This is a genomic window from Paraburkholderia sp. RL18-101-BIB-B (genome assembly GCF_046026985.1).
In the GTDB taxonomy this organism is placed as follows: domain Bacteria; phylum Pseudomonadota; class Gammaproteobacteria; order Burkholderiales; family Burkholderiaceae; genus Paraburkholderia.
Map to the genome: position 1 here is coordinate 1 of NZ_JARESV010000017.1, position 24,125 is coordinate 24,125.

A 24,125-nucleotide genomic window follows, 5' to 3' on the forward strand; every position below is an offset into this window, starting at 1 on the left:
TTTGACAAGCGTATTAACGATGCTTGAACACCGGTTTGCGCTTCTCCACGAACGCGGCCATACCTTCCTTCTGATCTTCGGTAGCGAAGAGCGAATGGAACAGGCGCCGCTCGAAATGCACGCCTTCCGCGAGCGTCGTTTCGTAGGCGCGATTGACCGATTCCTTCACCATCATCACTGCCGGCAGGGGGAATTCTGCAATCGTCGCAGCCGCAGCCACCGCTTCGTCCACCAAGGAAGCAGCCGGAATCACACGCGACACCAATCCGGCGCGCTCAGCTTCGGCGGCATCCATGAACCGCGCGGTCAGGCAGAGGTCCATTGCCTTCGCCTTGGAGACGGCGCGCGGCAAGCGCTGCGTACCGCCAGCGCCCGGCATGATGCCGAGCTTGATTTCCGGCTGGCCGAACTTTGCCGTGTCGGCGGCGAAAATGATGTCGCACATCATCGCCAACTCGCAGCCGCCGCCGAGCGCGAACCCGGCCACTGCGGCAATGATCGGCTTGCGAATGGAGCGAACAGTTTCCCAGTTGCGGGTGATGTAGTCACCCTTATAGACATCCATATAGGTATAGGTGGACATCATGCCGATGTCGGCACCGGCCGCGAACGCTTTTTCACTGCCCGTGACCACGATCGCGCCGATCGCGTCGTCCGCATCGAACTCGCGCAGCGCCGTCCCCAACTCGTCCATCAACGCGTCATTCAGAGCGTTCAACGCCTTCGGACGATTCAACATGATCAAGCCGACTCGTCCCCGCGTCTCAACCAGAATGTTCTCGTAAGCCATGCCGCCTCCCAAGGGTAGAAAAATTGCGCGCGAAAACACTTCGCGCGGCCATCTTAATAATGCTACCATTCACCAACCAACCGGTCGGTCAATTATTCGACAGGCTTTTCCCAACGTACAGCCAAGCCCCTCTGCCATGACACATCCGCTATTCACCAAGCACGAAGACACGCTGCAAAAGGCACTCACCGCGGTTGAAACGCGCGGCTACTGGAGCCCGTTCGTCGAAATGCCCAGTCCGAAAGTGTACGGGGAAACGGCCAACGCGGACGGCGAAGCCGCATTCAAAGCGCACCTCAACGCAACGTTCCAGCTGGACCAACCGTCGACGGGCGAAACCGTCGGCGCCGAAGTCTCACCGTTCGGATTCCCGCTCGGCGTGCGCTATCCGAAGGCCGACCCCGCCGCTCTGATCGCGGCCGCCGCCGCCGCCCAGCGCGACTGGCGCGCGGCGGGCCCGCGGGCATGGATCGGCGTGTGCCTCGAAATCCTTGCCCGCGTGAATCGCGCCAGCTTCGAAATCGGCTACAGCGTGATGCACACGACCGGTCAGGCGTTCATGATGGCCTTCCAAGCCGGCGGCCCGCACGCGCAAGACCGCGCGCTTGAAGCCGTCGTGTACGCATGGGACCAATTGCGCCGCATTCCCGGCGACGCCCATTGGGAAAAGCCGCAAGGCAAGAACCCGCCGCTCGCCATGCACAAGCGTTACACCGTTGTGCCGCGCGGCACCGGCCTCGTGCTCGGCTGCTGCACCTTCCCGACGTGGAACGGCTATCCGGGCCTCTTCGCCGATCTGGCCACCGGCAACACGGTCATCGTCAAACCGCACCCGGGCGCAATTCTGCCGCTCGCGCTGACCGTGCGAATTGCGCGTGACGTTTTGCGCGAAGCGGGATTCGATCCGAACGTCGTTACCTTGCTGGCCACCGAACCGAACGACGGTGCACTCGTCCAAGACTTGGCCCTGCGCCCGGAAATCAAACTCATCGACTTCACGGGCAGCACGCAAAACGGCACGTGGCTCGAGCGCAATGCGCATCAGGCGCAGGTCTACACCGAAAAAGCCGGCGTGAACCAGATCGTGATCGACTCGGTCGACGACATCAAGGCCGCCGCCCGCAACATCGCCTTCTCGCTCGCGCTGTACTCGGGCCAGATGTGCACCGCGCCGCAAAACATCTATGTGCCGCGCGGCGGCATCCGCACTGCGGAAGGCACGCTCGGTTTTGACGAAGTCGCTCAAGCCATTGCCGGCGCCGTGCAAAAACTCGTGGCCGACCCGGCTCGCGCTGTCGAACTACTCGGCGCGATTCAGAACGAAGGCGTGACTCAACGCATCGACGATGCCGCAAAACTCGGCCGCGTGCTCGTCGAGAGCCTGACGCTCGAACATCCCGCATTTGCCGCGGCCCGCGTGCGCACGCCGCTCGTGCTTCAACTGGATGCCGCCACCGACCAAGCACAGTTCACCAAAGAATGGTTCGGCCCGATCTCGTTCGTGATCGCGACGGACTCGACTGCGCAGTCGCTCGATCTCGCCGGCGCGATCGCCGCCGAGCACGGTGCGCTGACGCTGTCGGTGTACAGCACGGACGACGCGGTGCTGGAAGAAGCGCACGAAGCATCGATCCGCGGTGGTGTGGCCTTGTCGATCAATTTGACCGGCGGTGTGTTCGTCAATCAGTCGGCAGCCTTTTCCGACTTCCACGGCACGGGCGCGAACCCGGCGGCCAATGCCGCGCTGGCGGACGCCGCCTTCGTATCGAATCGCTTCCGCGTAGTTCAAAGCCGGGTTCATGTTGAACCGAAAGCGGCGCCGGCGGTAGCTGGCTGAATGGCATAAGACAAAACACGGCTTCGTCCTATGCCGTTTGGCCGAATGGACCTGGCTGTGCACCCAAACTAACATGAGACATCGGATCGGCACCTCACGCCGATCCGCCCCAGCAGGAATCCATATGAACGACGCCTTCATTTGCGATGCGATTCGCACTCCAATCGGCCGCTACGGCGGCGCCCTGAAAGATGTCCGCGCCGACGACCTCGGCGCGGTGCCGATCAAGGCGCTGATCGAACGCAATCCCGGCGTCGACTGGCGCGCTCTCGACGACGTCATTTATGGCTGCGCGAACCAGGCCGGCGAAGACAATCGCAACGTCGCCCGTATGTCCGCGTTGCTGGCCGGCTTGCCCACCGAAGCACCCGGCGCAACCATCAACCGCTTGTGCGGATCGGGTATGGACGCGGTCGGCACCGCGGCGCGCGCCATCAAGGCGGGGGAAGCACGCCTGATGATCGCCGGCGGCGTCGAAAGCATGACGCGTGCGCCGTTCGTCATGGGCAAGGCGACTAGCGCGTTCTCGCGTCAGGCCGACATTTACGACACGACCATCGGCTGGCGCTTCATCAATCCGCTGATGAAACGTCAGTACGGCGTCGATTCAATGCCTGAGACCGCGGAAAACGTTGCCGTCGAATTCAGCGTGAGCCGTGCTGATCAGGACGCGTTTGCGCTGGCGAGCCAGCAAAAAGCCGCTCGGGCCCAGCAGGACGGCACGCTGGCCCAAGAAATTGTCGGCGTCGACATCGCGCAGAAGAAGGGTGACCCCGTACGCGTGCTGCTCGATGAACACCCGCGCGAAACTTCGCTCGAAAGTTTGGGCAAGCTCAAGGGCGTGGTCCGTCCGGACGGCAGCGTGACGGCCGGCAATGCGTCGGGCGTGAACGACGGCGCGTGCGCACTGTTGCTCGCAAACCAGCAGGCCGCCGATCAATACGGACTGCGTCGCCGCGCCCGCGTGGTGGGCATGGCAACAGCAGGCGTCGAGCCGCGCATCATGGGTATCGGTCCGGCGCCGGCCACGCAAAAGCTGTTGAAGCAACTCGGCATGACGCTCGAACAGCTCGATGTGATCGAGTTGAACGAAGCCTTCGCATCGCAAGGCCTGGCTGTTCTGCGCACGCTCGGTCTGCGCGACAACGACCCGCGCGTCAACCCGAACGGCGGAGCCATTGCGCTTGGTCATCCGCTGGGCGCATCAGGCGCGCGTTTGATCACGACCGCGTTGTACCAGTTGGAACGGACCAATGGCCGCTTTGCGCTTTGCACAATGTGCATCGGCGTAGGCCAGGGCATCGCGCTGGTCATCGAGCGAATCTGAGGTCGACGCCACAGCGCGCATCGGTCAAAGAGACTTTGAGGAGACACCCAATGTCATATGAAGCGATTCGACTGGACATCGACGCGTCGAGCCATGTCGCAACCATCACGCTGAACCGGCCGGACAAACTCAACAGCTTCACGCGCGCGATGCATCAGGAATTGAGCGCCGCGCTCGACGAGGTCGAAACGTCCGGCGCCCGCGCGCTTGTGCTCACCGGCGCGGGCCGCGGCTTTTGCGCCGGCCAGGATCTCGCCGACCTCGACTTCACGCCAGGCGCCATGACCGATCTGGGCGAACTGATCGAGCAACATTTCAATCCGCTGATTCGCCGCCTGCAAGCTTTGCCGCTGCCGGTCATCGCCGCGGTGAACGGCACGGCCGCCGGCGCGGGCGCCAATCTCGCGCTCGCGTGCGACCTCGTCCTCGCGGCTCGCTCCGCCAACTTCATTCAGGCGTTCGTGAAGATCGGCCTCGTGCCGGACTCGGGCGGCACATGGTTCCTGCCGCAGCGCGTCGGCATGGCTCGCGCGTTAGGGCTCGCCATCACCGGCGACAAACTCAGCGCGGAAAAAGCCGAAAGCTGGGGCTTGATCTGGCAAGCAGTCGACGACGCGGAACTCGCCGCCATTGCGGCGAAACTTGCGACTCAACTTGCGCAACAACCCACGCGCGCCATCGCCGCAATCAAGCAGGCCATGCGGGAGGGCGCGACGCAAACGCTCGGCCAGCAACTCGATCTCGAACGCGATTTGCAACGTCAACTGGGTGCTTCCCACGACTACGCGGAAGGCGTGCAAGCCTTTGTTGAAAAGCGCGCGCCGCGCTTCGAGGGCCGCTGACATGTCCGCTCAAGCCAACCATCCCAATCAGATGACACCCGACGAACTCGCCCGCGCGACTGCTGCTGCGATGCACGAGAACGACGCGTGCAGCCGCGCGCTCGGCCTCGAAATCCTCGAAGTACGCCCCGGATACGCGCGCCTGCGCATGGCAATACGTGATGACTTTCTGAACGGCCATCAGATTTGCCACGGCGGCCTGATTTTCACGCTCGCAGATTCGACCTTTGCGTTCGCCTGCAACACGTACAACATCAACACGGTTGCCGCCGGATGCTCGATCGAGTTTCTGCGGCCCGTGCGAGGGGGCGACGTGCTGACGGCGGAAGCCGTCGAGCAGACGCTGAGTGGCCGAACCGGCATCTACGACATTCGCGTGACGAACCGTGCCGAAGAAACCGTTGCCATGTTCCGCGGCAAATCGGCGCAAATCAAAGGCAATCTGATTCCGACAGGCGAGTGATAACAGCAACCTCGCAGCAAACGCTATAACTCCGAGACACCACGCAGCAAACCAATGACAGATTCGCGGCCCAGTAGCGGCTCTTCGCCGCCACACCGCTAAACAGCAGCCAGCCCCAGGTTTTTGCGCGCAAGCGCGCGTATTTCAGACCCAAGCATTGAGGCAGCAAGGAGACATTCGATGACCACCGCCCTTCCGCTCGATCCGATCGAGACCGCCAGCCGCGACGAACTTGCCGCGCTTCAACTTGAACGGCTTAAATGGTCGTTGAACCACGCTTATGAAAACTCGCCGGTTTATCGACACAAATTCGACGAAGCCGGGGTTCATCCGAGCGAAGTGAAAACCCTCGCGGACCTGGCGCGCTTCCCCTTCACCACCAAGAAGGATCTGCGCGACAGCTACCCGTTCGGTATGTTCGCCGTGCCGCAGGAACAGATTTCACGGATTCACGCATCGTCCGGTACAACGGGTAAGCCGACCGTCGTGGGCTACACCGCGCGCGACATCGACACGTGGGCGAATCTCGTCGCGCGTTCGATCCGCGCCGCCGGTGCGAAGCGTGGCGACAAGGTTCACGTGAGCTATGGCTACGGCCTATTCACAGGCGGTCTCGGCGCGCACTACGGCGCCGAACGCGCGGGGCTCACTGTGATCCCGTTCGGTGGCGGCCAGACCGAAAAGCAGGTGCAGCTGATCCAGGACTTCCGGCCGGACATCATCATGGTGACGCCGAGCTACATGCTCTCCATTGCCGACGAACTCGAGCGTCAAGGCATCGACCCGGCCAATTGTTCGCTGCGCCTCGGCATCTTCGGCGCGGAACCGTGGACCAACGACATGCGTCAGGCGATCGAAAAGCGCATGGGCATCGATGCTGTCGACATCTATGGCCTGTCCGAAGTAATGGGCCCTGGTGTGGCGTCGGAGTGCGTGGAAACGAAAGACGGCCCAACCATCTGGGAAGATCATTTCTATCCCGAGATCATCGATCCCGAAACCGGCGAGGTGCTGCCGGACGGCGAACTCGGCGAATTGGTGTTCACGTCGCTGACCAAAGAGGCGCTGCCGATCATCCGTTACCGGACGCGCGACCTGACGCGCCTATTGCCGGGCAGCGCCCGCACCATGCGTCGGATGGAAAAGATCACCGGCCGCTCGGACGACATGATGATCGTGCGCGGCGTGAACGTGTTCCCGACGCAGATCGAGGAACTGCTGCTCAAGCAGCACGCGCTTGCGCCGCACTATCAGATCGTGCTGACCAAGGAAGGCCCGCTCGACGTGTTGACGTTGAACGTCGAGCCTTGCCCGGAATCGGCGCCGGATACGGCTGCGTTGAACTCGGCCAAGCAGGCGTTGACCTATGACATCAAGGCGCTGATCGGCGTGAGCGCGGTGGTGAACGTGCTGGGTGTGAACGGGATCGAGCGTTCGGTCGGCAAGGCGCGGCGCGTGGTGGACAAGCGCAAGTCGGGGCTGTAACAAGCAGGAAGTAACGCGCGGCGCGGCGGACCCGCACCGCGCCACGCGCTACTCAACCCTCAAGAATTCGGCAGCAACAGCCACATCCGGCCGCCCTGCTTCATCTTGCCGGCCAGATCGCCGGCGTCGTCGCCGAGGCCCCAGAAATAATCGGCGCGCACGCCGCCCTTGATCGCGGAACCCGTGTCTTGCGCGAAGACGAGGCGATTCATCGGCGAGTTCGTCAACGGACGCGTGGTCTGCAAAAACACCGGCGTACCAAGTGGAATCGACGTCGGATCGACTGCAATCGACCGCTCCGGCGTTAGCGGCACACCCAGCGCGCCGATTGGGCCGTCCGCGCCGCCGCTCGGCACGCTTTCGCCGGAAGGCATCTCGCGGAAAAAAACGAAGCGCGGATTCGTATCGAGCAACGCATCGACGCGCGTCGGGTTCGCGCGTGCCCACGCCTTGATGCCCTGCATGGTCGCCTGCGCGGGCGTCAGTTCGCCGCGATCCAGCAGCCAACGTCCGATCGACTTGTACGGCTGATTGTTGGTACCGCCGAAGCCCAGACGCATGACGCTGCCGTCTTCCATCACGATGCGCCCGGACCCCTGCACCTGCAGGAAGAAAGCTTCGATCGGATCATCGACCCACACGAGTTCGTTACCGTTGAGCACACCTGCGCGTTCGAGTTGCGCACGCGCCGGCAGCGGCGCGCCCGCGCGATAACTCGCCGGCCAGCGATACAACGCGGTCTGATACACACCGTGCCGCGTACGCGAACCACGCAGCAAGGGCTCGTAGTAGCCCGTGACGAGACCGTCGAGGGTGCCGTCGGTATTCGCTAACTGGAATGGCGTGAAATAGGCTTCAAAAAAAGCCCGCGCACTGGTGACGTCGAGGTCGTCGATTTGCGAGGCTGCGGCACATGCGCGCGCCCAGTTCGGTTGACGTGCGAGCCTCACGCAGTTTTGCCGCAACGCGGCCGTTGCGCCTATCAACGAGTCGTCCTGCCAACCCGGCACTTGCTGCCACGCAACGGCGGTCAGTCGTGTCGCGGCGATCTGTCCGGGTATGATCGCGGCACCCGTGGGGGGCGAAACCGAAGGCCGGATCGCTCCGCCGCCACCGCAGGACGCCAGCATCACCGCAACCGAAAGCGCTCCGAGCCATGCTCCGGCCGTGCGGACAAAACGCATACAATGTTCGTTCTTGATGGAAACCGCCATGTCTGATCTGTTCGACGAATACCCGATGCTCATCTTCGCGCTGGAATCGCTCCTCGCGCTCTTCCTGCTCGTCTTTATCGTTGTGTGGACGTCGTCCGGCAAGAAGAAAGCGGCGCGCGCCAACGCGAGTGAACAGCAAAAGCAGCAAAAATCGCAGTAATGCTGCGCGCTTAACCGCGCATTGAGCTTCTTAAAGACCGCGGGCCACGCCCTCGGTTCAATGCAAGGTGCGCGGCATGCGCAAGATGAACTCCGGCACTGGCGCTTCGAAACGCTCGCCGTCCTCGGCCACGCAGAAGTATTCCCCGCGCATGGTGCCGACCGGCGTGGCAATCACCGCCCAGCTCGTGTACTCGAAATGCTCGCCCGGTTTGAGCAACGGCTGGTGCCCGACCACGCCCAGGCCCTTCACTTCCTGCACGTTCTTGTCGCTGTCGGTGATCACCCAATGGCGCGCGATCAATTGCGCGGGCACCTGGCCGGTGTTACGGATAGTCAGCGTGTATGCGAACGCATACTGGCGGCGCTCCGGGTCCGACTCTTCGGGCAGATATTGCACCTGCGCCGAGACGCTGAATTCGTACTGGCTCATCCTGATTCCGGTCTGCTGAAACGGGGTGTGAAAAATCGCGGGAAAGCCCGAACGCCAATGGTTTGCGGGCGCATTGGCGAAGCGGCGCTGATGGTTTTGGCATTCTGCTTGATGCGCGGCACGCCCGCAACCGGACAAATCCCTTTGGACAAGGGCGAGTAAGGCGTTTTGTCGCATTCGCCGCTCAAACGACGAGCCACGCCCGAATGCACCCGTGAACCGGAACGCCCGCGCACAAAACGGTAAAATGGCGCTTTCCCGCTTGCCTCCGCCCCCGCCATGACGCAATTCCGCATCGCTCCAAGCATTCTGTCAGCCGACTTCGCCCGCCTTGGCGAGGAAGTCCGCAACGTCGTCGCCGCTGGCGCCGACTGGATTCACTTCGACGTGATGGACAACCATTACGTGCCGAACCTCACCATCGGGCCGCTCGTCTGCGAAGCGATCCGCCCGCATGTCGACGTGCCGATCGACGTGCATCTGATGGTGCGCCCGGTCGACCGCATCGTCCCGGACTTCGCCAAGGCCGGCGCGAACCTGATCAGCTTTCACCCGGAAGGCTCGGACCATATCGACCGCACGCTGTCGCTGATCCGCGACCACGGCTGCAAGGCCGGCCTGGTGTTCAATCCGGCCACGTCGCTGAATTATCTGGATCACGTGATGGATAAGCTCGATCTTGTGCTGATCATGTCGGTGAATCCGGGCTTCGGCGGGCAGTCGTTCATTCCGGAAGCGCTCAACAAGCTGCGCGAAGCGCGCAAGCGGCTCGACGCCTACAAGGAACGCACCGGCCGGCAGATCTTCCTGGAAGTAGACGGCGGCGTGAAGGTCGACAACATCGCTGAAATCGCGGCGGCCGGCGCGGACACCTTCGTGGCCGGTTCGGCGATTTTCGGCCAGCCCGACCACAAGGTCGTGATCGAAAAGATGCGCGCGGCACTCGCCAACATCCAGCACTGAGCACTTGTACGCAACATGACCACTCCGTTCCCCGCCCCGACCTTCACCAGCCCACGCCTGCAAGCCGCGATCATCGACCTGGACGGCACGATGATCGATACCGCCGACGACTTCACCGCCGGCCTGAACGGCATGCTCGCGCAACTCGACGCAGAAGAAACGTCGCGCGAGGAGGTGGTCGGTTATGTGGGCAAGGGTTCAGAGCATCTGATCCGCAGCGTTCTGGCGCCGCGCTTCGAAACGGAGCATGCGCAAGACCGCTTCGACGAAGCGCTCGCGATCTATCAGGAGGAGTACGCGAAGATCAACGGCACGCACACGCGGCTCTATCCCGATGTCGAAGCCGGCTTGATCGCCATGCGCGAGGCCGGTCTCAAACTCGCCTGCGTGACCAACAAGCCGCACCGGTTCGCAGTGGAGTTGCTGCAGCAGTATGGGCTCGCGCAGTATTTCAGCGTCGTGATCGGCGGCGACAGCCTGGCGAAAAAGAAGCCGGATCCGCTGCCCATGCTCACAGCCGCGGCACAACTGGGCGTCGAACCGCGAGCCACGGTGGCCATCGGCGATTCGGAAAACGACGCGCTGGCGGGCCGCGCGGCGGGCATGGCGACGCTCACGGTGCCGTACGGCTACAACCACGGCCAAGCTATACAAACAATAAAATCCGATGGTATAGTTGACTCGCTGCTCGGCGCCGCCAAGGCGATCGCAGCGCACCATTCCACGACTTGAAAAGTCCTTCATCCTCATGTTTCTGAATAAAAAACGGAGTCTGATTAGCATCGACCGGGGAGCCTGGCCCTGGCGTCGCTGGTCGCGCTAACCTCGCCTGAGGTACGCTGAAGCTCGTCTTCGGCAACCGTTTTTTACTTCGCTGCGCTCACGCGTTTTTTCCATCATCTTGTTTCGCTGCATCGGTTGATTCGGCCTGCGTGTACCCGCAAAGTACATCTGTGCGCTGAAATCCCTTGCACGCGTCGATGGGAAACTCGCGCCGGTCGGTATCATCGTGTCGATACGTCGAACCAACGCCTGACCGGCCGCGCAATGACCCGCTTTGTCCGACGCACACTGCCGCCGGACCACCGTACAGGATCGGAACATGACCGAACTCGAATTTCAGTCCCTCGCCAATGAGGGCTTCAACCGCATTCCGCTGATCGCCGAAGCGCTCGCCGACCTCGAAACGCCGCTCTCGCTGTACCTGAAGCTCGCGCAGAGCGAGCGCAACGGCGCGAACTCGTTCCTGCTGGAGTCAGTGGTGGGCGGTGAACGTTTCGGCCGCTATTCGTTCATCGGCCTGCCGGCGCGCACGCTGCTGCGTACCCGCAACGGCGTGTCGGAAGTGGTGCGTGACGGCAAGGTCGTCGAAACGCACGAGGGCGACCCGCTCGAATTCATCCAGCAATTCCAGGGCCGCTTCAAAGTGGCGCAGCGCCCCGGCTTGCCGCGCTTCGCGGGCGGTCTGGCCGGTTATTTCGGTTACGACGCGGTGCGCTACATCGAGAAAAAGCTCGCGCACACGGCCCCGAAAGACGATCTGAATCTGCCCGACATCCAGTTGCTGCTGACTGAGGAAGTCGCGGTGATCGACAACCTCGCGGGCAAGCTCTATCTGGTGGTCTACTCCGATCCGACGCAGCCCGAGGCGTACACGAAAGCCAAACAGCGGCTGCGCGAACTGCGCCAGCGTTTGCGCACCACCGTGCAACCGCCGGTCACGTCGGCGAGCGTGCGCACCGAGACCTACCGCGAATTCGCCAAGGACGATTACCTGGCGGCCGTGCGCAAGGCGAAGGAATACATCGCCGCCGGCGAACTGATGCAGGTGCAGGTCGGCCAGCGCCTGATCAAGCCGTACCGCGACAATCCGCTCTCGCTGTACCGCGCGCTGCGCTCGCTGAATCCGTCGCCGTATATGTATTACTACAACTTCGGCGACTTCCACGTGGTAGGCGCGTCGCCGGAAATCCTGGTGCGCCAGGAAAAGCGCGGTGAGGATCGCATCGTCACGATCCGGCCGCTCGCCGGCACGCGTCCGCGCGGCAATACGCCGGAACGCGATGCGGAACTCGCCACCGAGCTGCTGAACGACCCGAAGGAAATCGCCGAACACGTCATGCTGATCGACCTCGCGCGTAACGACGTGGGCCGCATCGCGCAAATCGGCTCGGTGGTCGTCACCGACAAGATGGTGATCGAAAAGTACTCGCACGTGCAGCACATCGTGAGTTCGGTCGAAGGCAAGCTGAAACCCGGCACCACCAATTTCGACGTGCTGCGCGCCACCTTCCCGGCCGGCACGCTGTCGGGCGCGCCGAAGGTCCGCGCGATGGAATTGATCGACGAACTGGAGCCCGTGAAGCGCGGCCTGTACGGCGGTGCGGTCGGCTATCTGTCGTTCACCGGCGAAATGGATCTGGCCATCACGATCCGCACCGGCGTGATCGCGAACGGCAATCTGTACGTGCAGGCGGCAGCGGGTGTAGTCGCGGATTCGGTGCCGGAATCCGAATGGCAAGAGACCGAGAACAAGGCGCGCGCCGTGTTGCGCGCCGCCGAACAGGTTCAAGACGGCCTCGATAGCGACTTCTGACCGGAGACACACCATGCTGCTAATGATCGACAACTACGACTCCTTCACCTACAACCTGGTGCAATACTTCGGCGAACTCGGCGAAGACGTGCTCACCTATCGGAACGACGAAATCACGCTGGACGAAATCGCGAAGCTCAACCCCGAGCGCATCTGCCTGTCGCCCGGTCCGAGCAATCCGCAACATGCCGGGATCACGCTCGACGTGCTGCGTGAATTCGCCGGCAAGACGCCGATTCTCGGTGTCTGTCTCGGCCATCAGGCGATCGGCGAGGCCTTCGGCGGGCGCGTGGTGCGCGCGCAAACCATCATGCACGGCAAGGTCAGCACGATCGAAACCGACTGCAAAGGCGTGTTCGCCGACCTGCCGAAGCATTTCGTCGTGACCCGCTACCACTCGCTCGCGATCGAACGCGAATCGCTGCCCGACTGCCTCGAAGTATCGGCATGGACCGAAGACGGCGAGATCATGGGCGTGCGTCACAAGGAACTGGCCGTGGAAGGCGTGCAGTTCCATCCGGAATCGATCCTGTCCGAACACGGCCACGCGCTGCTCGAAAACTTCGTGAAGCAGTCGAAGCTCGCGAGCGCGCAAACGTCCAACCGCAACGCTTGATGAAGAGAGACGAGATCATGTCGATTACGCCCCAGGAAGCGCTGCAACGGACCATCGAGCACCGCGAGATTTTCCACGACGAAATGCTGCATTTGATGCGGCTCATCATGCGCGGCGAACTCTCGCCGGTGATGGCGGCCGCGATCATCACCGGCTTGCGCGTCAAAAAAGAGACCATCGGCGAAATCACCGCCGCCGCCACGGTGATGCGTGAATTCGCCCGGCACGTCGACGTGCCGGACAACTCGAACTTCGTCGATATCGTCGGTACCGGCGGCGACGGCTCGCACACCTTCAACATTTCCACGGCGACCATGTTCGTCTCCGCCGCGGCCGGCGCGAAGGTCGCGAAGCACGGTGGCCGCGGCGTGTCGAGCAAGTCGGGCAGCGCGGACGTGCTCGAAGCGCTCGGCGTGAATATCGATCTGCAGCCGGAACAGGTGGCGGCGTCGATTGCGGAAACCGGCATGGGCTTCATGTTCGCGCCGAACCATCATCCGGCCATGAAGAACATCGCGCCGGTGCGCCGCGAACTCGGCGTGCGGACCATCTTCAATATTCTCGGGCCACTGACCAATCCGGCCGGCGCGCCCAATCAACTGATGGGCGTGTTCCACGGGGACCTCGTCGGCATTCAGGTGCGCGTGATGCAGCGCCTCGGCGCGAAGCACGTGCTGGTGGTGTACGGTATGGACGGCATGGACGAGGTCTCGCTCGGCGCGGCGACGCAAGTCGGCGAGCTGCGCGACGGCCAGATCCACGAGTACGAAATTCACCCGGAAGACTTCGGCATGCAGATGGTGTCGAACCGCACGCTGAAAGTGGCCGACGCCACCGAATCGAAAGCAATGCTGCTCGAAGCGCTCGACAACAAGCCGGGCGTCGCCCGCGAGATCGTCACGCTGAATGCGGGCACTGCCCTGTATTCGGCGAACGTGGCTTCGTCGATCGCGGACGGCATCCAGTTGGCGCGCGAAGCGATCGCGAGCGGCAAGGCCCGCGCGAAAGTCGACGAGCTGGTCCGCTTCACCCAGCAATTCAAGCAGTAATCACGTAGCGAGACATTTATGAGCGACATCCTCGACCGTATCATCGCGGTCAAACGCGAAGAAGTCCGCGCGGCCGAACAGAGCGCGCCGCTCGAAGAGCTGCGCCTCGAAGCGTCGTCGCGCGACCTGCGCGATTTCGTCGGCGCATTGCGCGCGAAACACGCGGCGGGTCTCGCCGCGGTGATCTCCGAAGTCAAGAAAGCGAGCCCGTCCAAAGGCGTGTTGCGCGAGCACTTCGTGCCGGCCGAGATCGCGCGATCGTATGAAAAGCACGGCGCGGCCTGCCTGTCCGTGCTCACCGACGTGCAGTTCTTTCAAGGCAGCGTCGCGTATCTGCAGGAAGCGCGCGCGGCCTGCAATTTGCCGGTGCTGCGCAAAGACTTCATCGTCGATCCGTACCAGATCGTCGAAGCCCGCGCGATGGGAGCGGACGCGATCCTGCTGATCGCCGCCGCGCTCGAAACCTCGCAGATGCAGGATCTCGAAGCGCTCGCGCATTCGCTCGGTCTCGCCGTGCTGGTCGAAGTGCACGACCAGAATGAGCTGATGGAATCCCTCACGCTGAAAACGCCGTTGATCGGTATCAACAACCGCAATCTGCGCACCTTCGAGACGTCGATCGAAACGACGATCGGCATGCTCGAAGCGATTCCGGAGGACCGCATCGTCGTCACGGAGTCGGGCATTCTGTCGCGCGCCGATGTGGAACGCCTGCGCGCGATGGACGTGCACACGTTCCTCGTCGGCGAAGCGTTCATGCGCGCAGACGAGCCGGGCGTGGAGCTTGCTCGGATGTTTTTCTGAGCACGGTGTCGACACACGGCACGCGGCGCACATAGCGGAGCAGATCATGGGCATGGAACGCGAAATCAAACTGGCGCTGCCGCCCGCGCAGGTGCAAGCGGCGACCCAATGGTTCGTCGCGCGCGCAGGTGGGACGGGCCGTCCGATCAAGCTGGTGAATATCTACTTCGACACGCCCGAGCTGACGCTGGCGAGTTCGAAGAGCGCGTTGCGTCTGCGTCAGACGCCGGACGGCTGGCTGCAGACCTTCAAGACAGTGGGCAGCGCCAAAGAAGGTTTGCACAGCCGGCATGAATGGGAAATGCCGGTGGCGGGCGAAAAGCTGGAGATCGATGCGTTGTTACGCGAGTGCGACGAACCGTCCGCCGCGGATGCTTTGCGTCAGGCAGCGCCCGAACTCGTCGAATTGTTCCGCACGAATTTCACCCGGACGCTGTGGCGTGTCGAAGTGGACGGCTCGGACATCGAAGCGGCGATCGATCAGGGCGACGTGTTCGCCGAGGTCGATAGCGAAACGCGTCGCGCGCCGATCTCGGAAGTCGAGCTCGAACTGAAGTCCGGCGACGAAGCCGCGCTTCACACACTCGCCGCGGAACTCGGTAAACAGATAGCCGGTCTCGCACCGGACAATATCAGCAAGGCGCAGCGCGGTTATAAGTTGCGGGCTGGTTGAGGCGACACCTTGAGCAACGCCGCGTTTGCTGCGACACTTCCCCGCCATGACCTCCGCTTCCCGTACCCGCTCCAATCCGTCGCAGGCATCGCTGTTCGGCGACGCCGCGTCTGCACCGGCCACTGACATGACGCACGCGCAGCCGCAGCAAACCAGCGCCAGCGCCGCCACGCGGCCGCCAACACTCGAGGCCCAGTTCGACACCCTGCCGCCCGCATGGCGCGCACACCTCAAACCGTTTATCGAAAGCGACGCCTACGCGCCGCTCTGCCGTTTCGTCGACGGTGAGCGCGCCGCCGGCAAAACCGTCTATCCCGCCGACGTGTTCCGCGCGCTGCGTCTGACCAGTCCTGACGAAGTGAAAGTCGTCATCCTCGGCCAGGACCCGTACCACGGCGAAGACCGCGGCACGCCGCAAGCGCACGGCCTCGCGTTTTCCGTGGCGCCGGACGTGCGCACGCCGCCGTCGCTGCGCAATATCTTCAAGGAAATCGCCGCAAGCCTCGGTCACGAGACGCCCCGTCACGGTTGTCTGGACACATGGGCGAAGCAAGGCGTGCTGCTGTTGAACACGGTGCTGACCGTGGAGCGTGATTCCGCCGCCAGCCACGCGAAACGTGGCTGGGAAAAATGCACCGACACGCTGATCCATGAACTGGCGATGCGCCATGACGGCCTCGTGTTCATGCTGTGGGGCGCGCATGCGCAAGCCAAGCGCGCGCTGCTCGGCGGCAAGTCGCATTACGTCCTGGAGGCGCCGCATCCGTCGCCGCTGTCGGCGCATCGCGGTTTTCTCGGCTGCGGGCATTTTGCGAAGGCCAACGACTATCTCGCGCAGCACGGCCGCGAACCCATCGACTGGCGCCTGCCCGACGAAGCGCAAATGCTCGCGTAAAAACCGCCGGCATCCGGCATCGCGCCACAAAGAAAAAACGCCACGGACCCAAGGTTCGTGGCGTTTTTCATTCCGGTGCTATCGACCGCATCGAAGCGGCGCAGCCAGATTTACGCAGCAGCGATCGCTTCGCGCGCGGAAGCCAGCGCGGCGCCGGCAGCGTCCGGGCCCATGTTCAGGCCTTCGGCGTAGATGAAGTTGACATCGGTCATACCGAGGAAGCCCAGGAAGCTCGTCAGGTACGGCGTCTGGCTGTCGTTCGGCGTGCCCAGATACTTGCCGCCGCGTGCCGACACGACGTGAACCTTCTTGCCCTTCACGAGACCTTCCGGACCGTTCGCCGTGTACTGGAACGTGATGCCGGCACGGGCGATGAAGTCGAAGTACGTCTTCAGTTGCGACGAGATGCCGAAGTTGTACATCGGTGCGCCGATCACGACGATGTCGGCGGCTTGCAGTTCGGCGATCAGCGCTTCGCTGCGCGCGGCGATCGCGGCTTGCTCGGCCGTGCGTTGCTCAGCCGGCGTGAAGAACGCGCCGAGGACGGCGTCGTCCAGGTGCGGCAGCGGTTCAGCTTGCAGATTGCGGACGACGACTTGCGCGCCCGGATTCGATTGTTGCAGTTTTGCGGTCAGCTCGTTGACGAGCAACGTCGAGTTTGCGCCTTGCGAGCGGGCTGCCGAGTTGATTTGCAGGATCGTGGTCATGGTTGACTCCAGTTGGGGCGCGCAGTGTTGCGCGAATGGAGCCATTGTGTTTTTTTACCGCCTCGGGAAAAAGCCATCCGGCGGCGACGGATCGTTGCACTGGTAGAACAATCCGCCACCACGGGCCGTCCGTTGGGACGGCCCGGATGACGATCAGCTAGCCAGCCAGCGCTCGCGAGCCTTGCGCGCGGCGGGGCGCTTGTCGCTGGCGCTAAGCTTGTAGCGCGCTACCTCAGGCCCGTCCAGCTTGACTTGCGCGATGCGCAACTCGTCGCGGCGGAAGGCGTGAATCTCGACTTTCGCGCCCGGCTGGTAGCGCGCGAGCAGCCCGTCAAGATTCGAGCCCGTCACGCGCAGGCCGTCGAGCGCGATCAGCACGTCGCCGGCCGAGAGCCCTGCCTTTTGTGCGGCGCTGCCGTCATGAACCGCTGCCAGCGTGCAATCCGCGCCGCCGCGCATGCGCGCGCCGAGCGACGGCTTGGCGTTTTTGTCCACTTCGGGCGCGATTTCGACGCCGAACGGTGCGAGCAGCGTGTCGAGGGGCAGATCGCGCGTGCCGTGGACGGCTTCGGCGAACAACTCGGCCAATTTCGCGCCGGTCGCTTCCGCAAAAATCGCTTCGATCTCGCTTTCGTCGACACCGACCGGCTTGCCGCGATAGAAGTCACGGCCGAAGCGCTGCCACAGCAGACGCATCACGTCGTCGAGCGATTTGCGGTTGTTGGTCTGCGCGCGGATCGTCAGATCGAACGCGAGCGCGACGAGCGAGCCCTTGGTGTAGTAGCTGACGATCGCGTTCGGCGCGTTCTCGTCCTGGCGGTAGTACTTGACCCACGCGTCGAACGAGCTTTCGGCGACGGTCTGCTTGAGACGTCCGCTGCCGCGCTGCACGCCGCCGATCACCTTGCCGAGCATGCCGAAGTAGTCGTCCTGCGAGATCAGGCCGCTGCGCACGAGGATCAGGTCGTCGTAGTAAGAGGTGAAGCCCTCGAACAACCACAGCAGCGACGTATAGTTTTCGACGCTCAGATCGTACGGCGCGAACACGGCCGGCTTGATGCGCTTCACGTTCCAGGTGTGGAAGTATTCGTGACTGCACAGGCCGAGGTAGGTCCGGTAGCCTTCGGTGAGCGCCTCGCGCCCTGCCACCGGCAGATCGCCGCGATTGCAGATCAACGCGGTCGAAGCACGGTGTTCGAGGCCGCCATAACCATCGGTGACGGCCTGGGTCATGAATACGTAGCGATCCATCGGCGCTTTCTTCGACTTCGGCTCGAACAACGCGATCTGCGCTTCGCAAATGCGCTTCAGGTCGGCGGACAGACGCGCCATGTCGAGCCCGATCACGCGTCCGGCGATCACGATGTCGTGGGGCACGCCATGCGCCTTGAACGTCGCCAGCGCGAATTCACCCAGCGTGACGGGATGATCGATCAGCTCGTCGTAGTTCTGCGCGCGATACTCGCCGAAACCGTAACGCTTCGTGCCGCGCGCCTCCGGCAGCGCGGTCGCGACACGCCAGTTGCGATACGCCGCGCCTTCGGGTTTCTGAATATCGACCACGCACTGCGCCTCTTCATGGCCGAGCGGCGAGAGGAACACGCTCGTGCCGTTGAAAAAGCCCGTCGTATCGTCGAGATGCGCCGCGCGCACCGACAGATCCCACGCGTAGACCTCATAGCGCAACGTCAGCGCGCCCTTGACCGGCGCAGCCTGCCACGTGTGCTTGTCGGTCTTCTCGACGCGCACTTTGCGGCCCGCGTCGTTGAAGGCGCGCAACGTCACGATGTTGCGGGCGAACTCGCGCACCATGTAGCTGCCCGGAATCCACACCGGCAGCATGAAACGCTGGCCGGCCGGATCGGGATCGGCGACGGTCACGGTGACTTCGAACAGGTGAGCGGCGGGTTGCTTGGGAACGATGGTGTAGCGGATCGGCTTCATCGGCGGCGATTAGAAGAGGTGAGGCGGGGATGTTCGGGCTCGATGCGAAAGGAGGCGCACGTCGCGCCTCCTTTGTTCGTTGTGTTCCGCGTGCTCAGTGCACTGCGGACATTTCCTTGTCCAGCCGGTCGGCCGGCACGGCGCCGGGCAGACGGCGGCCGTCGGCGAGGAACACCGTGGGCGTGCCGTCGACGTTCATTGCGTGGCCGAGCGCCAGGTTCTTGTCGATCGCGGCGGTGTCGCAGGTGCCGGCGGCGGTAGGCGCCTGATGGTCCTGCATCCACGATTCCCAGGCCTTCGCGCGGTCCGTCGAGCACCAGATCGATTTCGATTTGGCGGTCGAATCCGGCGACAGCACCGGGTACAGGAACGTGTAGACCGTCACGTTGTCGATCGACTTGAGCGACGTTTCGAGCTGCTTGCAGTACGGGCAGTTCGGGTCGGAGAACACGGCGATCTTGCGCGCGCCGTTGCCCTTCACGACCTTCACCGCGTTCCCGAACGGCAGGCTCGCGAAATCGATGCGGTTGGTTTCAGCGAGGCGTGCTTCAGTCAGATTCTTGCGGGTCTTGGCGTCGACCATGTCGCCGAGCATCAGGTAATCGCCGTTCGCGTCGCTATACACGATCTGCGTACCGAGGTTCACTTCGTACAGGCCGGCAATCGGCGACTTCGTCACGCTCTTGATCGACACGTCGGAAAGCCGCGTCTGCAGCGTGGCTTTGAGCTTGTCGGTGGTCTGGTCGGCCTGCGCGGAGCAGCCGATCGTGACGGCGGCGATGGCAAGCACGGCGGCGGCCATGCGGAAAGTTTTTTTCATCCTGAATTCCTGGTTCAATCGCGCGCCATGCGCACGCATTGCTCGTTTCCTGACGTTTCCAGTCTGACCGGAACGGCGTCCATCCGCTCATGATACCTGTGTCGCCGGCCGCGGCATGCCCGGCCGGGTGCTTCAACCCAGCGCAGCCGACACCAGCCAGCGCTTGATGAACGGCTGCGCGCCCACGAACGCCATGCCGGTATTACGCAACACCTTGGCAAACGGACCGGGAACCGAGAAGAGTTTTTGCAGCCCGTCGGTGGCAATCATCAGCGCGCGGATGTCTTCGCGGCGGGCGCGTTCGTAGCGGCGCAGCAGCACCATGTCGCCGAGATCGCGGAACGATTCCTTGCCGGCGACCGCGTCGGCGAGCGCCGCGACGTCGCGCAGGCCGAGGTTCATGCCCTGCCCGGCCAGCGGATGAATCAGATGCGCGGCGTCGCCGACCAGCGCGACGCGTGGCGCCACCAGCCGGTCGACCGTTTGCAGTGCGAGCGGGAAACCTTGCGCGGGCGTCACGCAATCGAGCGCGCCGAACTGGCCGCCGGTCACGCGTTCCACTTCCGCGGCGAGTTGCGCCGGATCGAGCGCGATCAGTTGCTCCGCGTGCTCGGTGCGCGCCGACCAGACCAGCGAAACGTGGCCGTCCGGCATGGGCAGGAGCGCGATGATCTCGCCGTCCTTGAACCATTGGTAAGCGGTTTCGCCGTGCGGCTTTTCGGCCTTGAAATTGGCGACCACGCCGGTTTGCTTGTAGTCGCGCCGGTCCATCTTCGAGCCGATCTGAGCACGCACCCACGAATGTGCACCGTCCGCGCCGACCACCAGATCGGCGTCGAGCACATTGCCGTTGGCTAGCCCGACGCTCGCGCTATCCGCGGTGAAGTCCAGCGCCTGAGCGCGCGTGTCGATCCAGGTGAGATTCGGCTGGAAGCGCAGCGCCGCATCCAGCGCACGTTCGATCACCGACGACTCGACGATCCACGCCAGTTGCGGCACCGAAGCCTGGAACGCGGAGAAATGCAGTTCGGCGTGCGCGTCGCCGTAGACGCGCATGTCGTAGACGGGCCCGAGCCGCGCCAGATCCAGCGCCTGCCAGACCCGCAAACGCTCCAGCAAAGCCTGTGAACTCGACGACAACGCGTAGACCCGCGAGTCGAAGGCGACGGCGGCGGGCAGTGCCGCGCAGGGTTGCGCGAGCAGCGCCACGCGCAACCCGCCTTGAGTCAGCGCGAGCGCCGCGGTCTTGCCGACGAGCCCGCCGCCGATCACGGCGGCATCAAAGGTCTGGTGGTGTGCGTTCATCCGCGCATTATAGCCGCGGGGGTTGCGGGGGACGGATCGATGCACACGGCGTTTGAGCCCAAACAATCGCGCCGATGCTCACAGGCGACCGGCGGCCGCGTGTGCCGCGTTCGCTTCGCGCAGCCGCGTGAATTCGCGGTCGGAAGACAGGAGCCGCCAGGCGCTCGCCTCGAGGTCGCCCTTGCGCTCCCGCTGATCGCCGCGCACGGCGCAGTCCGGGAAAATGCGGTCATACACGTGCCACAGTGAATCGAAGTCGTTGGCATCGGCGTATTGGGCGATCTGCTTTTTATCGTCCAACGTCAAACGGCTGGCGAGGCAGTTGACCGTCTGCCGGTCCGAGTTCGCCTGGGCGTCGTCGAAGTTCGGCGATACCCATGACGCGATCGCGCTGCCCAGCGCGACGACAGCCACGCCCGTGATGACCCATCGTATTGTTCTCATTTTTTCCTCGGATTGGGCTCTAGCGGCCCTGAACCGGCGATTCTACAATGCGTTCGAGAAATTCTTACCTGAACCTTGCAATCGCCGATCGAGCGATGGGCGCCGCTTTCCCGCTGCCGCGTCGGTGCGCCGATCCGAACGGGTTACAATTGCGCTTTCCGTGAAAACTTGCGCCCGGTCGTCGAGCAACGCCCCGATCCGGTGTCTTGTCCCGCTCCGCTGCATTGGTCCGCCACGCCACACGCGAAGGCTTCTCGAATCCTGCACACAGCGTCGAGCGCATCACGCAACTTACTGATTCACTGAAGGATTTCCATGAGCCTCAAATGCGGCATCGTCGGCTTGCCTAACGTCGGCAAGTCCACCCTGTTCAACGCGCTGACCAAGGCGGGCATTGCCGCCGAAAACTATCCGTTCTGCACGATTGAGCCGAACGTCGGCATCGTCGAGGTGCCGGACGCGCGTCTGAAGGCGCTCGCTGAGATCGTCAAGCCGGAGCGCATCCTGCCGGCCGTGGTGGAATTCGTCGACATCGCCGGTCTGGTGGCCGGTGCGAGCAAGGGCGAAGGTTTGGGCAACCAGTTCCTCGCCAACATCCGCGAAACCGACGCGATCACGCACGTGGTGCGCTGCTTCGAAGACGAGAACGTGATTCACGTCGCGAACAAGATCGATCCGCTGTCGGATATCGAAGTGATCAACACCGAACTGGCGCTGGCCGACCTCGCAACCGTCGAAAAGGCGCTGGCGCGCTATTCGAAGGCCGCCAAGTCGGGTAACGACAAGGAAGCCATCAAGAACGCTGCGGTGCTGGAAAAGGTGCGTGCGCAACTCGACCAGGCCAAACCGGTCCGCGCGCTCGACCTGTCGGACGAAGAAAAGGCCACGCTCAAGCCGTTCTGCCTGATCACTGCCAAGCCGACCATGTACGTGGCCAACGTGAAGGAAGACGGCTTCGCGAACAACCCGCATCTGGACGCGGTCGCGAAGTTCGCAGCGGCCGAAGGCGCGCCGGTCGTCGCCGTGTGCGCCGCGATCGAAGCGGAAATCGCCGACCTCGACGAAGCGGACATGGAGGTGTTCCTCGCCGACATGGGCATGGAAGAGCCGGGTCTGAACCGCGTGATCCGCGCCGGCTTCAAGCTGCTGGGCCTGCAAACCTACTTCACGGCTGGCGTGAAGGAAGTGCGCGCGTGGACGATCCATGTTGGCGATACGGCGCCGCAGGCCGCGGGCGCGATTCACACGGACTTCGAGCGCGGCTTCATTCGCGCGCAGACGATCGCGTTCAACGACTACATCACTTACAAGGGTGAGCAAGGCGCGAAGGAAGCCGGCAAGATGCGTGCGGAAGGGAAGGAATACGTCGTGCATGATGGCGACGTGATGAACTTCTTGTTTAACGTTTGAGTTTCTGCCTGGGCTTCGGCTTCGGCATGAGACGGCCACGGGTGAAAACCTGAGCGTTGTCGCCCGCAGCAAGTGACTTCAAGAGAGCCCGCTTTTTAAAGCGGGCTTTTTTTATTGGCCGCTAGTTTGCGTTGGAACGCGCGCAGCGCAGCGCAGCGGCAACGCGATACCGTCCCTGATCGCCGCCATTCTTGCCGGTGAATCCGCCAGCACCGCATCGATGCCGAGGCACGCCACCATGCGGTAATCGTCCGCATCGTTCACGGCAATCGCGACGATGCGCACGTCGGGCTTCTGCCGGAAGCACGCGACCGTTGCCGCCGTCCACAGCGTAGCCTGCACATCCGACCGCCCTTCTCCCAGCGTGAATTTCTCGACCACCGTCAGCGCGCGATGCAGCTCGAACGCGGTCATTGCGTGTCCGGCCGCCGCATCCACACAGCCTTGATTCAGCAAGACGCGCACGAGCCGCTCACGCGTTGCATCGCGCGATTCGAACAGTCTGGCTTGCGGATACGCGGCAAAGCTCTGTTGATAATCGGCTTCGGTCGAATAGATCGATACACGCTGCCACGCGTTTTCTTCGTCGAGCACGCGCGCGACGGCTTGCGTCTGCGGCCCGGCAGGCAGCACCTTCATGTCGAGGATGACCGGCATGTCCGCCGGCATCGCGCGCAGTGCCTCGCGTAGCGTCGGAATGCCCGAAGGATGATCACGGTATGGATACGCCTGTCCGCGGCGGAAACTCCACCCGGCATTCACGCGGGCGAGTTCAGCCGCGGTATAGGCGGACACCGGTCCTTTCGCGTAGGTCAACGCCGACAGGTCCGCTGGTCGATACAAGACCGGCACGCCGTCCTTGCTCAACTGCACGGTGAGCCACATCGCGTCGGCATGATGTTCGATCGACAGGTGGATCGCTTCGAGCGTGTTCTCCGGCGCATCGCCCGTGCCGCCACGGTGGGCGATGATCTCCGGCAATGAACTCACCTGAGTGACGGCATCGTTGCTCCTCACTGGCGCGAGCGAACAACCGGCCAACGCCAGGCCCGCCACCCAGCTACCTGCTACCAATCGCAATGAAGAACCCAGCATCTGCAATCCTGATTAACGCACCGTGACGTAACGTACACGAATCCACGCGAGCAACTCAAACTCGTAGGCGCCGAGCAGACTAAGGCCTCGCACAGACCGTCGCCTTCAACCACCGACTGTTTCCGTTTTGTGACACCGGTGTTAAATTGCGGCATTCGGCGCCCGTCAAAAATGGTGCACGCCGCCCGGCCACCGTCGCCGGACTGTCATCGAACACAAATAGAATCGCGCGATTCGCATCCGCGCCCGTTCCA

At 63.2% G+C, this 24,125-nt stretch carries 23 protein-coding genes; 14 read left to right on the forward strand and 9 right to left on the reverse strand.

Annotated features, from left to right (window positions below; all coding sequences use genetic code 11):
• Nucleotides 1–13: 13 nt before the first annotated feature.
• Nucleotides 14–790, reverse strand: coding sequence for an enoyl-CoA hydratase (locus tag P0D73_RS23210; protein WP_408287003.1), 777 nt, complete (start codon nucleotides 788–790; stop codon nucleotides 14–16).
• A gap of 136 nt (nucleotides 791–926) precedes the next feature.
• On the opposite strand from P0D73_RS23210, the gene paaN reads away from it, so the two are divergent.
• From paaN to paaK, 5 genes are all read left to right on the forward strand, one after another.
• A complete protein-coding gene (gene paaN / locus P0D73_RS23215; RefSeq protein ID WP_408319762.1) occupies nucleotides 927–2,627 on the forward strand; it encodes a phenylacetic acid degradation protein PaaN in 1,701 nt (566 codons plus the stop codon).
• A 124-nt stretch (nucleotides 2,628–2,751) separates the two neighbouring features.
• On the forward strand, nucleotides 2,752–3,954 hold the full coding sequence (gene pcaF, locus P0D73_RS23220) for a 3-oxoadipyl-CoA thiolase (RefSeq protein ID WP_408179115.1): 1,203 nt from the start codon (nucleotides 2,752–2,754) through the stop codon (nucleotides 3,952–3,954).
• Between the two features lie 50 nt (nucleotides 3,955–4,004).
• Nucleotides 4,005–4,796, forward strand: coding sequence for a 2-(1,2-epoxy-1,2-dihydrophenyl)acetyl-CoA isomerase PaaG (gene paaG / locus P0D73_RS23225; protein WP_408179114.1), 792 nt, complete (start codon nucleotides 4,005–4,007; stop codon nucleotides 4,794–4,796).
• Nucleotide 4,797: 1 nt separating this feature from the next.
• Entirely contained in the window at nucleotides 4,798–5,259 is a 462-nt protein-coding gene (gene paaI / locus P0D73_RS23230) for a hydroxyphenylacetyl-CoA thioesterase PaaI (RefSeq protein ID WP_408179112.1), read from the forward strand.
• 180 nt (nucleotides 5,260–5,439) lie between these two features.
• Nucleotides 5,440–6,744, forward strand: coding sequence for a phenylacetate--CoA ligase PaaK (gene paaK / locus P0D73_RS23235; protein WP_408179111.1), 1,305 nt, complete (start codon nucleotides 5,440–5,442; stop codon nucleotides 6,742–6,744).
• Nucleotides 6,745–6,803: 59 nt separating this feature from the next.
• Here paaK and mltA read toward each other — a convergent pair whose 3' ends face one another.
• Both mltA and apaG read right to left on the reverse strand, forming a co-directional pair.
• Nucleotides 6,804–7,928, reverse strand: coding sequence for a murein transglycosylase A (mltA, locus tag P0D73_RS23240; protein ID WP_408179110.1), 1,125 nt, complete (start codon nucleotides 7,926–7,928; stop codon nucleotides 6,804–6,806).
• A 247-nt stretch (nucleotides 7,929–8,175) separates the two neighbouring features.
• Nucleotides 8,176–8,550, reverse strand: coding sequence for a Co2+/Mg2+ efflux facilitator ApaG/CorD (gene apaG, locus P0D73_RS23245; RefSeq protein WP_132376796.1), 375 nt, complete (start codon nucleotides 8,548–8,550; stop codon nucleotides 8,176–8,178).
• Between the two features lie 279 nt (nucleotides 8,551–8,829).
• Here apaG and rpe point away from each other — a divergent pair, with 279 nt between their 5' ends.
• The 8 genes from rpe to P0D73_RS23285 all read left to right on the forward strand — a co-directional run bounded on the left by rpe (nucleotide 8,830) and on the right by P0D73_RS23285 (nucleotide 16,146).
• Nucleotides 8,830–9,513 carry a ribulose-phosphate 3-epimerase gene (gene rpe, locus P0D73_RS23250; RefSeq protein WP_408179109.1) on the forward strand — a complete coding sequence of 228 codons (684 nt, stop codon included), beginning with the start codon at nucleotides 8,830–8,832 and terminating at the stop codon, nucleotides 9,511–9,513.
• A 15-nt stretch (nucleotides 9,514–9,528) separates the two neighbouring features.
• Nucleotides 9,529–10,245, forward strand: a complete 717-nt coding sequence (locus P0D73_RS23255; protein ID WP_132376794.1) for a phosphoglycolate phosphatase — start codon at nucleotides 9,529–9,531, stop codon at nucleotides 10,243–10,245.
• A 370-nt stretch (nucleotides 10,246–10,615) separates the two neighbouring features.
• Nucleotides 10,616–12,109 (forward strand): anthranilate synthase component I, encoded by a 1,494-nt coding sequence (gene trpE, locus P0D73_RS23260; RefSeq protein WP_132376793.1) that lies wholly within the window; start codon nucleotides 10,616–10,618, stop codon nucleotides 12,107–12,109.
• A 13-nt stretch (nucleotides 12,110–12,122) separates the two neighbouring features.
• On the forward strand, nucleotides 12,123–12,725 hold the full coding sequence (locus P0D73_RS23265; RefSeq protein ID WP_408179108.1) for an aminodeoxychorismate/anthranilate synthase component II: 603 nt from the start codon (nucleotides 12,123–12,125) through the stop codon (nucleotides 12,723–12,725).
• Between the two features lie 17 nt (nucleotides 12,726–12,742).
• Nucleotides 12,743–13,774, forward strand: coding sequence for an anthranilate phosphoribosyltransferase (gene trpD / locus P0D73_RS23270; protein ID WP_408179107.1), 1,032 nt, complete (start codon nucleotides 12,743–12,745; stop codon nucleotides 13,772–13,774).
• An 18-nt stretch (nucleotides 13,775–13,792) separates the two neighbouring features.
• Nucleotides 13,793–14,578: an indole-3-glycerol phosphate synthase TrpC gene (gene trpC, locus P0D73_RS23275; protein ID WP_132376791.1), complete on the forward strand. Its 786-nt coding sequence runs from the start codon at nucleotides 13,793–13,795 to the stop codon at nucleotides 14,576–14,578.
• Between the two features lie 46 nt (nucleotides 14,579–14,624).
• On the forward strand, nucleotides 14,625–15,251 hold the full coding sequence (locus P0D73_RS23280) for a CYTH domain-containing protein (protein ID WP_408432956.1): 627 nt from the start codon (nucleotides 14,625–14,627) through the stop codon (nucleotides 15,249–15,251).
• Between the two features lie 46 nt (nucleotides 15,252–15,297).
• Nucleotides 15,298–16,146, forward strand: a complete 849-nt coding sequence (locus P0D73_RS23285; protein WP_408179105.1) for a uracil-DNA glycosylase — start codon at nucleotides 15,298–15,300, stop codon at nucleotides 16,144–16,146.
• Between the two features lie 110 nt (nucleotides 16,147–16,256).
• Here the strand turns inward: P0D73_RS23285 and P0D73_RS23290 are convergent, their stop codons facing one another.
• From P0D73_RS23290 to P0D73_RS23310, 5 genes are all read right to left on the reverse strand, one after another.
• Nucleotides 16,257–16,853, reverse strand: a complete 597-nt coding sequence (locus P0D73_RS23290) for an FMN-dependent NADH-azoreductase (protein WP_132376788.1) — start codon at nucleotides 16,851–16,853, stop codon at nucleotides 16,257–16,259.
• 153 nt (nucleotides 16,854–17,006) lie between these two features.
• Entirely contained in the window at nucleotides 17,007–18,797 is a 1,791-nt protein-coding gene (locus P0D73_RS23295) for a M61 family metallopeptidase (RefSeq protein WP_408432959.1), read from the reverse strand.
• Between the two features lie 94 nt (nucleotides 18,798–18,891).
• Nucleotides 18,892–19,617 carry a DsbC family protein gene (locus tag P0D73_RS23300; protein WP_132376786.1) on the reverse strand — a complete coding sequence of 242 codons (726 nt, stop codon included), beginning with the start codon at nucleotides 19,615–19,617 and terminating at the stop codon, nucleotides 18,892–18,894.
• A gap of 132 nt (nucleotides 19,618–19,749) precedes the next feature.
• Nucleotides 19,750–20,922, reverse strand: a complete 1,173-nt coding sequence (locus P0D73_RS23305) for a UbiH/UbiF family hydroxylase (protein ID WP_408286985.1) — start codon at nucleotides 20,920–20,922, stop codon at nucleotides 19,750–19,752.
• Between the two features lie 78 nt (nucleotides 20,923–21,000).
• Nucleotides 21,001–21,366: a hypothetical protein gene (locus tag P0D73_RS23310; protein ID WP_408179101.1), complete on the reverse strand. Its 366-nt coding sequence runs from the start codon at nucleotides 21,364–21,366 to the stop codon at nucleotides 21,001–21,003.
• 315 nt (nucleotides 21,367–21,681) lie between these two features.
• On the opposite strand from P0D73_RS23310, the gene ychF reads away from it, so the two are divergent.
• Nucleotides 21,682–22,776 (forward strand): redox-regulated ATPase YchF, encoded by a 1,095-nt coding sequence (ychF, locus tag P0D73_RS23315; protein ID WP_408253546.1) that lies wholly within the window; start codon nucleotides 21,682–21,684, stop codon nucleotides 22,774–22,776.
• A 111-nt stretch (nucleotides 22,777–22,887) separates the two neighbouring features.
• On the opposite strand, the gene P0D73_RS23320 is transcribed toward ychF, so the two are convergent.
• Complete coding sequence (locus P0D73_RS23320) at nucleotides 22,888–23,871, reverse strand: glycerophosphodiester phosphodiesterase family protein (protein WP_408432961.1); 984 nt, start codon at nucleotides 23,869–23,871, stop codon at nucleotides 22,888–22,890.
• Nucleotides 23,872–24,125 lie beyond the last annotated feature (254 nt).

Excerpts from the sequence above, each read along its gene's own strand:
- P0D73_RS23210 (WP_408287003.1), bottom strand. The coding sequence starts at position 790 with ATGGCTTACGAGAACATTCTGGTTGAGACGCGGGGACGAGTCGGCTTG.
- paaN (WP_408319762.1), top strand. The coding sequence starts at position 927 with ATGACACATCCGCTATTCACCAAGCACGAAGACACGCTGCAAAAGGCA.
- pcaF (WP_408179115.1), top strand. The coding sequence starts at position 2,752 with ATGAACGACGCCTTCATTTGCGATGCGATTCGCACTCCAATCGGCCGC.
- paaG (WP_408179114.1), top strand. The coding sequence starts at position 4,005 with ATGTCATATGAAGCGATTCGACTGGACATCGACGCGTCGAGCCATGTC.
- paaI (WP_408179112.1), top strand. The coding sequence starts at position 4,798 with ATGTCCGCTCAAGCCAACCATCCCAATCAGATGACACCCGACGAACTC.
- paaK (WP_408179111.1), top strand. The coding sequence starts at position 5,440 with ATGACCACCGCCCTTCCGCTCGATCCGATCGAGACCGCCAGCCGCGAC.
- mltA (WP_408179110.1), bottom strand. The coding sequence starts at position 7,928 with ATGCGTTTTGTCCGCACGGCCGGAGCATGGCTCGGAGCGCTTTCGGTT.
- apaG (WP_132376796.1), bottom strand. The coding sequence starts at position 8,550 with ATGAGCCAGTACGAATTCAGCGTCTCGGCGCAGGTGCAATATCTGCCC.
- rpe (WP_408179109.1), top strand. The coding sequence starts at position 8,830 with ATGACGCAATTCCGCATCGCTCCAAGCATTCTGTCAGCCGACTTCGCC.
- P0D73_RS23255 (WP_132376794.1), top strand. The coding sequence starts at position 9,529 with ATGACCACTCCGTTCCCCGCCCCGACCTTCACCAGCCCACGCCTGCAA.
- trpE (WP_132376793.1), top strand. The coding sequence starts at position 10,616 with ATGACCGAACTCGAATTTCAGTCCCTCGCCAATGAGGGCTTCAACCGC.
- P0D73_RS23265 (WP_408179108.1), top strand. The coding sequence starts at position 12,123 with ATGCTGCTAATGATCGACAACTACGACTCCTTCACCTACAACCTGGTG.
- trpD (WP_408179107.1), top strand. The coding sequence starts at position 12,743 with ATGTCGATTACGCCCCAGGAAGCGCTGCAACGGACCATCGAGCACCGC.
- trpC (WP_132376791.1), top strand. The coding sequence starts at position 13,793 with ATGAGCGACATCCTCGACCGTATCATCGCGGTCAAACGCGAAGAAGTC.
- P0D73_RS23280 (WP_408432956.1), top strand. The coding sequence starts at position 14,625 with ATGGGCATGGAACGCGAAATCAAACTGGCGCTGCCGCCCGCGCAGGTG.
- P0D73_RS23285 (WP_408179105.1), top strand. The coding sequence starts at position 15,298 with ATGACCTCCGCTTCCCGTACCCGCTCCAATCCGTCGCAGGCATCGCTG.
- P0D73_RS23290 (WP_132376788.1), bottom strand. The coding sequence starts at position 16,853 with ATGACCACGATCCTGCAAATCAACTCGGCAGCCCGCTCGCAAGGCGCA.
- P0D73_RS23295 (WP_408432959.1), bottom strand. The coding sequence starts at position 18,797 with ATGAAGCCGATCCGCTACACCATCGTTCCCAAGCAACCCGCCGCTCAC.
- P0D73_RS23300 (WP_132376786.1), bottom strand. The coding sequence starts at position 19,617 with ATGAAAAAAACTTTCCGCATGGCCGCCGCCGTGCTTGCCATCGCCGCC.
- P0D73_RS23305 (WP_408286985.1), bottom strand. The coding sequence starts at position 20,922 with ATGAACGCACACCACCAGACCTTTGATGCCGCCGTGATCGGCGGCGGG.
- P0D73_RS23310 (WP_408179101.1), bottom strand. The coding sequence starts at position 21,366 with ATGAGAACAATACGATGGGTCATCACGGGCGTGGCTGTCGTCGCGCTG.
- ychF (WP_408253546.1), top strand. The coding sequence starts at position 21,682 with ATGAGCCTCAAATGCGGCATCGTCGGCTTGCCTAACGTCGGCAAGTCC.
- P0D73_RS23320 (WP_408432961.1), bottom strand. The coding sequence starts at position 23,871 with ATGCTGGGTTCTTCATTGCGATTGGTAGCAGGTAGCTGGGTGGCGGGC.